This window comes from Rhizobium sp. BR 314 (assembly GCF_047445805.1).
Classification (GTDB): Bacteria; Pseudomonadota; Alphaproteobacteria; order Rhizobiales; family Rhizobiaceae; genus Rhizobium; species Rhizobium lusitanum_B.
In genome coordinates, this window is record NZ_JARWLA010000007.1 from 207,568 (window position 1) to 220,369 (window position 12,802).

Below are 12,802 nucleotides of genomic sequence, written 5' to 3' on the forward strand. Positions count from 1 at the left end.
CCACCACGCTTGGAATTGTATCAGGCTTCCTGACCGGCACCGAGGCGGGCGAAACCATCGGCATCCGCCGACCGCAGGCGCGCGGCAGCGATAAATCCGATCACGCCCGCGATCAGAACGAGGCAGGGCAGCAGCACGGCAAGCACACCGTTTGCTCCGGCAATCGCGCCGAAATTCGCCGAGATATAATAGACGAGCGCCGCAAGAATAAGCCCCGTCAACGTCGGCAACACCTTGACCGCCAGCACATTATTCTCAAGTCCCGGATTGCGGCTGAAGAACACGACAATCGAAAAGGCGGTAAAGGCCATCAGCAGAATGATTGCCAGAGTGCCCACGTTCGTCAGCCAGGAGAAGAGCCCCAGCACAGGATCCTGACCGGTCGCGGCGAACAGCGCGACGACGAGCACGGCAATAACAGTCTGGATGATCGAGCCGACATGCGGGCTCTGGAAGACCGGATGCGTCACGCCGACCGACTTGGGCAGCAGTCCTTCGCGACCCGCGACATACATGTAGCGCGCAACACCATTGTGGAAGGCGAGAACGCCGGCGAAAAGGCTGGTGATGAAGAGGACGCTCATCACGACCGTGATCCAATGACCGACATAGCGCTCGGCAAGGCCGAAGAGGAAGGTTGTCGGATCGGCAAGGCCCTGCAAGGTGGGCACGAGCTTGTCGACGCCGGCGCCTGTTACCATCAGCCAGGACGTCAGCATGTAGAAGAGGCCGATAATCAGCACCGAGATATAGGTTGCACGCGGTACGGTCTTGTGTGGTTCGCGTGCTTCTTCACTGTAAATTGTCGTTGCCTCGAAGCCGATGAAAGCGGCAAAGCAGAACAGAAGGCCCACAGCCGGCGTTCCGCTCCAGAAGGCGGTTGGCGTGAAGGGCGCGGCAGAGAGGCCGGCATCGCCACCCTTTACGAAAATCGCGCCATCGATGACGAGAACGACGAGATATTCAAGGATAACGAGCACGGTAAGCACCTTGGCCGAGAGATCGACTCGGCGGTAGCCGAAGACGGCCACAAGAGCGATGCCGATAAAGGTCCAAACCCACCACGGCAAGTCAAGGCCGAATTGCTCGGCAAAAAAGCCTTTGGTCGCAGCGCCGAAAAGCCCGAAAACGCCGACCTGCATGCAATTGTAGGCCAGAATGGCGATGAGAGCGGCAGCACCGCCCATAAGCCCGCCGAGACCGCGAGCAGTATAGGCATAGAAGGCGCCGGCGTTGCGGATGTGCCGCGCCATCGCCACGTAGCCGATGGCGAACAACAGCAAAATGCCGGTCACCAGCAGGAAGGTCAGAGGAATGCCCGGGCCGTTGCCGAGCATCATCGATAGCGGCACGCCGCCGGCAACCGCGGTCAGCGGCGCTGCGGCAGACACGACCAGGAAGGTCACGGCACCCACGCCGAGACTGTTTTTGCGCAGCTGATTCTCAGCAGCACCTTGCGAATTTTGCGTGTTCATCTGCGTTTGTTCCCCTTGTTGAGAGCATCCGATCGTCGCTGTAATTTCCCACAAGCGACCTCCACCAGAACCGGACTGACGAGCGGGAGCTTGAGCTTTTGTTGATTATGCCGCCATCAGCGCTTATGGTTCATTATTTGAACCACAGCTTCAAATATAGACTTGCAAACATTCCCGTGCTCTGTCAAGTTATTTCGCATGTTAAGTATCTTGGGTCGCTGCTATCGTGCCGCGGCGCATGGTCAGCGAGCTGATTTGACGGAAGCCCCGGCTGGACGCACAAAAACAGACGCTGACCAACCCAAGAGGAGGAACAATGAGCACGATCGGGAAGGCGCTTTCATTGCTGGATACCCTGTCACGGCTGGACAAGGAGGCGGGTCTGACAGACATCGCCAATCTGTGCGCACTCGACAAGGCGACGGCGCGACGCTTTCTGGTCGAGCTGGAAAAACATGGTTTCGTCGAGCAGGATCCTGACACGCGGCGATATAGAGTAGGCTCCGCACCCGTACGTCTTGCCCGCATTCGCGAAGCGCGTTTCCCGTTTTTGCGAGTAGCAATCCCCTTCATTCAGGCACTCGCGGGATCGTCGACCGAGACGGTGCATCTTTCCGAATTTTCCGGCGGGCAGCTCTCGACCATTTATGTGGAGGATTCGTCCTGGGCGCATCGGATCATCGTCGAAGTCGGCAGTCTCCTGCCATTTCATGCGACGGCGTCCGGCCTCGCCTTCCTTGCATTCTGCCCGCCGGCAGAAATCGGAGCCTTTCTTAAAAAGCCGCTCGAGAAATACACCGATCATACTGTCGTCGATCCCCAGCTGATCCGCGGCATGCTCGACGAAACGGCGGCACGCGGCTTCTCGATCAGCCATCAGGGACTGGAAGCCGGCGTGATCAGCACGGCGGCACCCGTCTGTGGTCCCAACGGCCGCCCGATCGGCTGCGTGGCCATCGCAGCCCCGCTCTCGCGCACGACAAACGCGGGCATCTACGAATTCGGCGCACAAGCCGTCGCGACCGCCAACGCGATTTCAGAAAAATACTACGGGTCGGAAAAACCCTTGGGAACCAATGCAAAACCAGGAGGACGGATTAATGAGCCCCAAGGCTCCCTCGCCCAGAATTCTCGTCATCGGAACCGGTGACACCAAGAGCGACGAACTGCAATTCATGGCATCCGTCATCGCGGAAGCCGGCGGCAGGCCTGTTATGGTCGATGTCAGCATTCTCGGCGATCCGCCTTATGTGCCCGACTTTTCCAGGCATGACATCGCAAAGGCCGCCAATACCACGATCGAAGCGATTGCCGAGAGCGGCGATGAAAATAGCGCCATGGCCGGCATGGCCGCAGGCGCAACGGCGCTGACGAAACGACTTTACGAGGACGGTCTGGTCGACGGCATCATCGTCCTTGGCGGCACCATGGGCACCGATCTGGCGCTCGACGTTGCTGCGGTCCTGCCACTCGGCGTACCGAAATTCGTGGTTTCGACGATTGCCTACTCCCATCTGATCCCACCCGAGCGCATTGCCCCAGATCTCATGATGATCTTATGGGCCGGCGGCCTCTACGGACTGAACGATATCTGCCGTGCGGTTTTGTCACAGGCATGCGGCGCCGTCGTCGGAGCGGCAAAACACGGAACCAAGACCGATCGCCAGCGCCCGCTCATCGGAATGACCTCGCTCGGCTCCAGCTGCCTCAAATATATGAAATACCTGCGGCCGGAGCTCGAAAAGCGCGGCTATGAAGTCGCGATCTTTCATGCCACCGGCATGGGCGGACGCGCCTATGAAGCCATCGCTTCGCAGGGAGGTTTCGCCGCCGTTTTCGACTTCTGCATTCAGGAAGTCAGCAATCATCACTACGACACCGTGGTCACCTCCGGCCCGGACAGGCTGGAGAACGCCGGCCGCACCGGCATTCCGCAGATCGTTGCGCCCGGCGCCGTCGACATGGTCGATCTTCAGGCATGGCGGCCATTGCCTGATATCCTCGCCGAACGGCCCTACCATGCTCACAACCGGCTGATCGCGTCCGTCACCACATCACCGGAGGGCAGGCGTGAAGTTGCCCAATTAATCGGACGCAAACTTGCACGCGCCGATGCGAGGGTTGCCTTCCTGCTCCCGACCGAAGGCATTCAGGAATGGGACAAGCCGAACGAGCCGCTGCATGATCCGGATGGGCTTGCCGCCTTCGTGGAAGAGATGCGCCGTGCCATACCGCCGTCCGTCGCTTTGGAAGAGGTCGACGCCCACATCAATTCTCCCGCCTTTTCAGCTGCAGCCCTTGCCGTTTTCGACAAATGGGTCGCCGAAGGCGTCATTCCGGAGGGAAGACCATGACATCACAACGCGCGCTCATCCTCGATTTCGGCGGCGTGGTGACACGTACATTGTTCGAAACCCATGAGGTCACCGAGCGCACTCTCGGTCTCCCGAAGGGATCGCTGACGTGGCTCGGACCGTTCGACACCACCACAGATCCGCTCTGGGTGTCGATGCAGAAACGCGAAATCACCGAGCGCGATTACTGGCTGACGCGCGCGGGAGAAGTTGGGAAAATGGTCGGCGAAAACTGGGCCGACATGCAGACTTTCGTTCGTCGCGCCCGCGGCGCCGAGCCTGAACTGGTGTTGCGTCCTGAAGCCCGCGACGCCATCCTGCGGGTCAAGGAAGCCGGTCTCAAGCTGGCGATCCTGTCGAACGAACTAGACCTTTTCTACGGCGTCGAGTTCCGCAAACGCTTCCCGCTGATCGACCTTTTCGACGTTATTGTCGATGCCACCTATACGAAGATCCTCAAGCCCGATCCCCGCGCCTACGAACTCGTCCTTGCCGAGCTCGATCTGCCGCGTGAGGCCTGCGTCTTCGTTGACGACCAGAAGAAGAACATCGAGGGCGCCGAAGCCGTGAAACTGCCTCACGTGCATTTCGACGTTACCCGCCCCGCCGAAAGCTATGCCCAAGCACTTGCCATGCTGGGACTCTGAACAAGAAGGAATTTGATATGCGCGAAACCAATTTCATCATTGAAAACAACGCCCGCCACCTTTGGCACCCGATGGCTCACCCGGCCGAGATGCAGGCGCATCCGCCGCGAATTGTCAATTCAGGCGAAGGCGTCGAGATCGTCGACATCCAAGGCAAGAAGGTAATCGACGCTGTCGGCGGCCTCTGGAACGTCAACCTCGGCTACTCCTGCGAGCCGGTGAAGAAGGCGATCCGCGACCAGCTCGACGAACTGCCCTACTACTCCACCTTCCGCGGCACGACGAACTCGCCGCTCATCGAACTGTCCTACGAACTCGCCGAATGGTTCAAGCCCGATGGCCTGAGCCGCTCATTCTTCACCTCCGGTGGCTCGGATTCAGTGGAGACCTGCTTACGGCTGGCGCGCCAGTATCACAAGATCAACGGCCAGCCCGAGCGCACCAAATTTGTCGCGCTGAAGAAGGGCTATCACGGCACGCATTTCGGCGGCGCTTCGGTTAACGGCAACCAGAATTTCCGCCGCAACTACGAGCCGCTGCTCCCCGGCGTGATCCATCTGCCCGCGCCCTTCACCTACCGCAATCCGTTCAACACCACCGACGGAGCAGAGATCGCCCAGGCGATCGCGACACTCTTCGAGGATGAAATCGCCTTCCAGGGTGCTGACACCATCGCGGCCCTGATCATCGAGCCGGTGCTGGGCGCCGGCGGCGTCATCGTTCCGCACGAGACCTTCCTGCCGCTGATGCGCGAGATCTGCGATCGCCATGGTATCCTGCTGATCGCCGATGAGGTCATCACGGCATTTGGCCGTACCGGCGCCTGGACTGGATCGCGCCTCTGGGGCGTCAAGCCGGACATGATGTCGACGGCCAAGGCGATCACCAACGGCTACTTCCCCTTCGGCGCCGTGATGATTTCCGACAAGGTCGCCGAGGTCTTCGAAAGCAATAAGAACTCCGTCGGCAATATCGGCCATGGCTACACCTATTCCGGCCATCCGGTCGGTGCCGCAGCAGCGCTCGCAACGCTCAAGGAGACCAAACGGCTTGACGTGGCTGCCAATGCCGCCGCCCGCGGCGAAGAGCTGCTGGCCGGCCTGAAGGTGTTGCAGAACAAGCATGAACTGATCGGCGATGTGCGCGGCAAGGGCCTGATGTGCGCCCTCGAGCTTGTCGGCGACCGGGCGAAGAAGAGCGCGGCGGCCAAGGACGTGGTTCAGAAGGTCCATGACGCAACCTACGATGCCGGTGTGATGGTCCGCACCTCCGGCGCCAACGTGATCATGTCGCCGCCGCTGATCGTGACAGCTGCGAATGTCCAGACCATCCTGACCGCGCTCGATGCCGGCCTCTCTGCAGCAGGAGCCTGATCATGTCCGACAATGCAGCTCTTATCGCACGGCGCGAGCGGCTTCTCGGCCGCAACATGTCGCTCTTCTATGAGGATCCGGTCCATCTGGTGCGCGGCGAAGGCGTCTGGCTCTGGGACGCCGACGGCAAGAAATACCTCGATTGCTACAACAACGTGCCGCATGTCGGCCATTGCCATCCGCGCGTGGTCGGGGCCATCACGCGCCAGGCCTCGACGCTGAACACGCACACGCGCTACCTGCACGAAGGGATCCTCGACTATGTCGAGCGGCTGACGGCGACTTTCGACAAGAGCCTCGGCGCGGCGATCCTGACCTGCACGGGCAGCGAAGCCAACGACGTGGCCCTGCGCATGGCACAGGCCGTCACCGGCAAGACCGGCGTCATCGCGACCAACCACACCTATCACGGCAACACGACGGCCGTGTCACAACTGTCGACGCGCATGCCGCCGGTCGGCGGCTTCGGTGGCCATGTTCGGCATGTGCCTGCGCCGGACAGCTATCGGCCGCTCGGCGGCGAAGGCGGAGACGCCTTTGCCACGGCTTTCGCAGCAGAGGTCGAGAAGGCGATTGCTTCACTGCAGGACAGCCCGCATGGCTTTTCCGCTATCATCATCGACCCGTTCTTTGCCAATGAAGGCTTCCCGGATCTGCCGCCGGGCTTCCTGGACAAGACGGTCGCCGCCGTGCGGAAAGCGGGCGGCCTAGTCATTACCGACGAGGTGCAACCCGGTTTCGGCCGCACCGGCACGCATATGTGGGGGCATCAACATGCCGGTATCGTTCCCGACATTGTCACCCTCGGCAAGCCGATGGCCAACGGCCATCCGGTCGGCGGTGTCGTTGCCAACATCGATACGGTGAATGCCTTCCGCAAGGCGTTCCGCTATTTCAATACCTTCGGCGGCAATCCGGTCTCCTGCGCGGCGGCGATGGCGGTTCTTGACGTCATCGACGACGAAAACCTCATCGAAAACGCCCGCAAGGTCGGCGAATACACGCGCACTGCCTTCCAGAAACTCGCGCAAAAACACTCGATCATCGGCGACGTGCGCGGAAGCGGCCTCTTCATGGGGACGGAATTCGTGCTCGACCGTGCAACCAAGGAACCTGCGGCGGCACAGGCAACCCGGATCGTCAATAAGATGCGCGAACGGGGCGTGCTGATGGGTAAGATCGGCATTCATCAATGCGCGACCAAAATCCGGCCGCCCATGCCCTTTACTACAGAGAATGCCGATTTCATGCTGTCGATTTTCGACGACGTGCTGTCGGGCTTGTGAGGCTGATATGGCTGACGAGTTGCCACAGGCCGTCCGGGACGCCCTGCAGAAGCGCGCACTGGAGGCGCTCGACCATTGGTCGGTTCAGGCCGATGAACCGGTGCTGATGAAATATCGGGAGAATGCCGTCTTCCGCATCACTCTCGACGACGGACAATATGCCGCCCTTCGGCTACATCGTCCAGGCTATCACGACGAAACGAGCCTGCGCTCGGAACTGCACCTGATGGCTGCGCTGCGGCTCGGCGACCTCAACGTGCCGAGCCCTGTTCCTACAAGCGACAGGCAAAGCCTCGTTCGGCTCCCGGCGAACCGGCAATTTTCCGAGCAGCACGCCGACGTCGTCAGTTGGATCGAGGGTTCACCGCTCGGCCAGAGCGGCACGCCGCTGGCACAGTCAGCCGAAAAGCAGGCGCAGATATTCTACTGCGTCGGCCGCTCCATGGCGACCATGCATAATCTCGCCGATGCATGGGCACCGCCCGAGCGTTTTCGACGCCCGGCCTGGGATGTGGAAGGCCTCGTTGGCGAAAAGCCCTTGTGGGGACGCTTCTGGGATTGCCTGGGCCTCCCGAAGGACGATGCCGAAGCGCTGACGGCATTGCGAGGCCAATTACGCCAAGCGCTCGCAAAGGCGCAGGAACGTGGCCTCGATTATGGCCTGATCCATGCCGATCTTGTGCGTGAGAACATCTTCCTCACGGACAACGAAAGCGACGTTGCCTTCATCGATTTCGACGATGCGGGATATGGTTTCCGTCTTTTCGATCTTGCAACGGCCTTGCTGAAGAATCGCAACGAACCCGCCTATCCGGACATCGAGAACGCGCTGATTTCGGGCTATCGGAGCCAGCGTGAGCTTTCCGACGCAACGCTCGAATTCCTTCCGCTCTTCATGGTTCTGCGCAGCCTCACCTACATCGGATGGCTCGCCGAGCGGCCCGAGATTCCGAACGCCGCCCCGCGCCTTGCTCGCTACGTCAACGAAAGTCTGGAGATGGCAAGAAAGCTCGATACCATTGCTTGACTTCTCCTTGGAATTGATTAACGTGTTAAGTAAATAAGAGATCGGGAGGACGTATGCCACATCTCGCCATCGAGTATTCGGCTAATCTGGAAGGCCGCGCCGATATCGGCGCGCTTTGCGAACGACTGCTGAAGACCGTGCTGGAAACCGGTCTTTTCGAGATCGGGGCCGTGCGCGTCCGCGCCTTCCGCGCCGATCACTACGCAATCGCAGACAAACTGCCGGAGAACGCCTTTGTCGATCTGAATTTCCGCATCGGCAAGGGTCGCACGGCTGATGAAAAGAAGCGTACCGGCGAAGCGATCTTTGCGGCAGCAACCGAGGTTCTAAGCCCCCTCTTCGAGACGCCGCATTTCGCGCTCTCGCTGGAAATTCGCGAGATCGATGCGGAACTCAGCTGGAAAAAGAACGCCATTCATCCGCGGCTTCGCGGCAAGTGACCACGCCCGCCTAGGGACGAGATAACATCAAGGAAATAGACGATGTCCAAATTGCAGGAAAACATCGCAAAGGCCGAAAGCTTTCTGGCCCGGTTCAAAGAGCGCGGTGTTCTCAACCGCATCAACGGCGAGGATGTCCGTGCCGATGACGGTTCGACCTTCGAGACCATTTCGCCGGTCGATCTGAAGCCGCTTGCCACCGTCGCCCGCGGCAAGGCCGCCGATATCGATCGTGCCGCCAAAGCCGCAAAGGCCGCCTTTGCCGATTGGGCTGCCATGCCGGGTGACGCCCGCAAGAAGCTTCTGCATAAGATCGCCGATGCAATCGTGGCCCGCGCGGAAGAGATCGCCTTCGTCGAATGCATGGACACCGGACAGTCGCTGAAATTCATGGCCAAGGCCGCCCTGCGCGGCGCCGAGAATTTCCGTTTCTTCGCCGATCGCGCACCGGAAGCGCGCGATGGCAAGTCGATCCGCGCCGAAGGCCAGGTGAACCTGACGACGCGCGTGCCGATCGGCCCGGTCGGGATCATCACGCCCTGGAACACGCCCTTCATGCTGTCGACCTGGAAGATCGCGCCGGCACTGGCCGCCGGCTGCACCATCGTCCACAAACCAGCCGAATTCTCGCCGCTGACCGCCCGCTTGCTGGTGGAAATTGCCGAGGAGGCCGGCTTGCCGAAGGGTGTTTGGAACCTGGTCAACGGTCTGGGCGAAGATGCTGGCCGCGCTCTGACGGAACATCCGCTCATCAAGGCCATCGGCTTCGTCGGCGAAAGCCGCACCGGTTCGATGATCATGAAGCAGGGTGCCGATACACTGAAGCGGGTGCATTTCGAGCTTGGTGGCAAGAACCCGGTCGTCGTCTTTGCCGATGCCGATCTTGAGCGCGCCGCCGATGCCGCCGTCTTCATGATCTACTCGCTGAACGGGGAGCGCTGCACCTCGTCCTCGCGCCTGCTGGTCGAGGAAAGCGTCTACGACAAGTTCACCGCAATCGTCGCCGAGAAGGCCAAGCGCATCAAGGTCGGCCATCCGCTGGACCCGGAAACTGTCGTCGGCCCGCTCGTCCATCCCGTGCACGAAAAGAAGGTGCTGGAATATATCCAGATCGGCAAGTCCGAGGGCGCAACGGTTGCAGCCGGCGGCGAGAAGTTCGATGGCCCCGGCGGCGGTTGCTACGTCTCCCCGACCCTGTTCACGGGCGCCAACAACCAGATGCGCATCGCCCAGGAAGAAATCTTCGGGCCGGTACTAACAGCCATCCCCTTCAAGGACGAATCCGATGCGCTCGCGCTCGCTAACGACGTCCAGTATGGCCTGACCGGCTATCTCTGGACCTCGGACGTCACCCGCGCGTTCCGTTTCACCGATCATCTCGAGGCCGGCATGATCTGGGTGAATTCGGAAAACGTTCGCCATCTGCCCACCCCCTTCGGTGGGGTCAAGAATTCCGGCATCGGCCGCGACGGCGGCGACTGGTCGTTCGATTTCTACATGGAAACCAAGAACGTCGCCTTCGCCACCAAGCCACACGCAATCCAGAAACTCGGCGGCTGAGCCGACAATACGCATTAGAGCGGTTCAGCTTTTCGAGGAAGCGCGGAACCGCTCGAACTTTTCGTTTAACGCAATTCCGGACGGAAAACCGCTTCGCACTTTTCCTGGAAATTGCTCCAAGAGGAGGAACACATGCCCCTGCCAAAACCAAATCTCTATCCGCCCTTCAACATCGTGCGCCTCAGCCATGTCGAATTCGGCGTTACCGACCTTGCCAAGTCGCGCTCCTTCTATGTCGACACACTCGGCCTGCAGGTGACGGATGAGACGGCCGACACCATCTACCTGCGGGCACTCGAAGAGCGCGGCCATCACTGCATCGTCCTGCGCAAGTCCGACAAGGCGGAAGCTCGCGACCTCGGCTTCAAGGTCTTCGGCGACGAGGATCTCGACAAGGCCGCTCACTTCTTCAAGGGCAAGGGCCTGCCGGTGGAATGGGTCGAGCGCCCTTACCAGGCGCGGACCTTCCGCACCCGCGACCCGCATGGCATCCCGCTTGAGTTCTACTCGAAGATGGATCGCCTGCCGCCGATCCATCAGAAATATGCGCTCTACAAGGGCGTCAAGCCGCTGCGCATCGACCACTTCAACTGCTACTCGACCAATGTCGATGAAAGCGTGGCTTTCTATAACGAACTCGGCTTCCGCGTCACGGAATATACCGAGGATGCCGAAACCGGTCGTCTCTGGGCTGCCTGGACGCACCGCAAGGGCGGCGTCCACGACATCGCCTTCACCAATGGTCGCGGCCCGCGCCTGCACCACACCGCCTTCTGGGTTCCGACGCCGCTCAACATCATCGACCTTCTCGACCTGATGGCAACCACCGGCTGGGTCAGCAATATCGAGCGCGGCCCGGGACGCCACGGCATCTCGAATGCCTTCTTCCTCTACGTCCTCGATCCGGATGGCCACCGCATCGAAATCTACTGCTCGGACTATCAGACCGTCGATCCCGATCTGGAGCCGATCAAGTGGGACCTCAAGGATCCGCAGCGCCAGACACTTTGGGGCGCACCCGCTCCCAAATCCTGGTTCGAACATGGTAGCCTGTTCGCCGGCGCAGAAGTCGCGGAACCGGAACTGAAGGCACAGCCGATTATCGCGCCTTAAGCGTTACCCTCAAGAGCGGGCGAAAACGCCCGCTCTTTTCAACGTTATCCAGGCGAGGAGATAGTCATGAAATTGAAGGACGCAACGTTGTTCCGGCAGGCGGCATTGGTCGGCGGCGAGTGGATCGAAGCCGATCCCGCAAACGCGATCAAGGTCGACAATCCGGCAACAGGCGAGATCATCGGCCTGGTTCCCAATCTGGGCGCTGCCGAGACGAAGAAAGCGATTGCTGCAGCCGAGGTGACCCAGAAGGAATGGGCCGCCCGCACCGCCAAGGAGCGTTCCGGCATTCTGCGACGCTGGTTCGAGCTGATGATGGAAAACCAGGATGATCTCGGACGCATCCTGACAGCCGAACAGGGTAAGCCACTGCCCGAGGCCAAGGGCGAAATTGCCTATGGCGCAAGCTTCATCGAATGGTTTGCCGAAGAAGGCCGCCGCGTCTATGGCGACATCATCCCCGGCCATCAGAAGGACAAGCGCATCCTTGTCATGAAGCAGCCGATCGGCGTCGTCGCGGCCATCACCCCCTGGAATTTCCCGAATGCGATGATCACCCGCAAGGCTGGCCCGGCTTTTGCCGCTGGCTGCGCCATGGTCCTGAAACCCGCGTCCCAGACGCCGTTCTCGGCAATCGCCCTTGCGATCCTCGCCGAGCGTGCCGGCCTGCCCAAGGGACTGTTCAGCGTCATCACCGGATCGGCCCGCGCCATCGGCGCCGAGATGACCGCAAGCCCGGTCGTGCGCAAGCTCACCTTCACCGGCTCGACCGAAGTCGGTGCGGAACTCTACAAGCAGAGCGCGCCGACCATCAAGAAACTCGGCCTTGAGCTAGGAGGCAATGCGCCCTTCATCGTGTTCGACGATGCCGATCTCGATGCTGCTGTCGAAGGCGCGCTGATTGCCAAGTTCCGCAACAACGGTCAGACCTGCGTCTGTGCCAACCGTCTCTACGTGCAGGACGGCGTCTATGATGCCTTTGCCGAAAAGCTTGCCAAGGCTGTGGGTTCGCTGAAGACCGGCAACGGTTTTGACGAGGGCATCAACCTCGGACCTCTGATCGATGAAGCGGCTCTCAACAAGGTCGAGGAGCATGTCGCCGACGCTCTTTCCAAGGGCGGTCGCATCGTTGCCGGCGGTCATCGCCATCAGCTCGGCGGACGCTTCTATGAAGCGACGGTGCTCGCCGACGTCACGCCTGCCATGGCTGTGGCGAAGGAAGAGACCTTCGGACCGGTGGCTCCGCTCTTCCGCTTCAAGGATGAGGCCGATGTCATCGTTCAGGCCAATGACACCGAGTTTGGCCTTGCCTCCTACTTTTATGCCAAGGATCTCGCCCGCGTATTCCGCGTTGCCGAAGCCCTGGAATACGGCATGGTCGGCGTCAATACCGGCCTGATCTCGACGGCCGAAGCCCCCTTCGGTGGCGTCAAGCTCTCCGGCCTTGGTCGCGAGGGCTCGCGCTACGGCATCGAGGAATTCACCGAAATCAAATATGTCTGCCTCGGCGGCGTCGTCTGAGGTCAA

At 60.6% G+C, this 12,802-nt stretch carries 11 protein-coding genes; 10 read left to right on the forward strand and 1 reads right to left on the reverse strand.

From position 1 onward, the window contains the following. Window positions 1-20: 20 nt before the first annotated feature. Entirely contained in the window at window positions 21-1,475 is a 1,455-nt protein-coding gene (locus QD461_RS12720) for an APC family permease (protein WP_184705544.1), read from the reverse strand. 316 nt (window positions 1,476-1,791) lie between these two features. On the opposite strand from QD461_RS12720, the gene QD461_RS12725 reads away from it, so the two are divergent. The 10 genes from QD461_RS12725 to gabD all read left to right on the forward strand — a co-directional run bounded on the left by QD461_RS12725 (window position 1,792) and on the right by gabD (window position 12,796). Then, window positions 1,792-2,625, forward strand: coding sequence for an IclR family transcriptional regulator (locus tag QD461_RS12725; RefSeq protein WP_414088090.1), 834 nt, complete (start codon window positions 1,792-1,794; stop codon window positions 2,623-2,625). After that, complete coding sequence (locus QD461_RS12730) at window positions 2,576-3,829, forward strand: Tm-1-like ATP-binding domain-containing protein (protein WP_414088091.1); 1,254 nt, start codon at window positions 2,576-2,578, stop codon at window positions 3,827-3,829. Before QD461_RS12725 ends, QD461_RS12730 begins: the two co-directional genes overlap by 50 nt. Then, window positions 3,826-4,476, forward strand: coding sequence for an HAD family hydrolase (locus QD461_RS12735; RefSeq protein WP_414088092.1), 651 nt, complete (start codon window positions 3,826-3,828; stop codon window positions 4,474-4,476). The genes QD461_RS12730 and QD461_RS12735 overlap by 4 nt, the downstream gene beginning before the upstream one ends. A 17-nt stretch (window positions 4,477-4,493) precedes the next feature. Continuing rightward, window positions 4,494-5,849 (forward strand): aspartate aminotransferase family protein, encoded by a 1,356-nt coding sequence (locus QD461_RS12740; protein ID WP_414088093.1) that lies wholly within the window; start codon window positions 4,494-4,496, stop codon window positions 5,847-5,849. 2 nt (window positions 5,850-5,851) lie between these two features. Further along, window positions 5,852-7,135, forward strand: a complete 1,284-nt coding sequence (locus tag QD461_RS12745; protein ID WP_414088094.1) for an aspartate aminotransferase family protein — start codon at window positions 5,852-5,854, stop codon at window positions 7,133-7,135. Window positions 7,136-7,142: 7 nt separating this feature from the next. Next, the gene (locus QD461_RS12750; protein WP_414088095.1) at window positions 7,143-8,162 is read left to right on the forward strand and encodes a homoserine kinase; all 1,020 of its coding nucleotides are present in this window, start codon (window positions 7,143-7,145) and stop codon (window positions 8,160-8,162) included. 53 nt (window positions 8,163-8,215) lie between these two features. After that, a complete protein-coding gene (locus QD461_RS12755) occupies window positions 8,216-8,602 on the forward strand; it encodes a 5-carboxymethyl-2-hydroxymuconate Delta-isomerase (RefSeq protein WP_414088096.1) in 387 nt (128 codons plus the stop codon). A 42-nt stretch (window positions 8,603-8,644) separates the two neighbouring features. Next, a complete protein-coding gene (gene hpaE / locus QD461_RS12760; RefSeq protein WP_414088097.1) occupies window positions 8,645-10,162 on the forward strand; it encodes a 5-carboxymethyl-2-hydroxymuconate semialdehyde dehydrogenase in 1,518 nt (505 codons plus the stop codon). Window positions 10,163-10,294: 132 nt separating this feature from the next. Beyond that, the gene (gene hpaD, locus QD461_RS12765; protein WP_184705525.1) at window positions 10,295-11,275 is read left to right on the forward strand and encodes a 3,4-dihydroxyphenylacetate 2,3-dioxygenase; all 981 of its coding nucleotides are present in this window, start codon (window positions 10,295-10,297) and stop codon (window positions 11,273-11,275) included. A 66-nt stretch (window positions 11,276-11,341) separates the two neighbouring features. Beyond that, window positions 11,342-12,796, forward strand: coding sequence for an NADP-dependent succinate-semialdehyde dehydrogenase (gabD, locus tag QD461_RS12770; RefSeq protein ID WP_184705524.1), 1,455 nt, complete (start codon window positions 11,342-11,344; stop codon window positions 12,794-12,796). The last annotated feature ends 6 nt before the right edge of the window (window positions 12,797-12,802 follow it).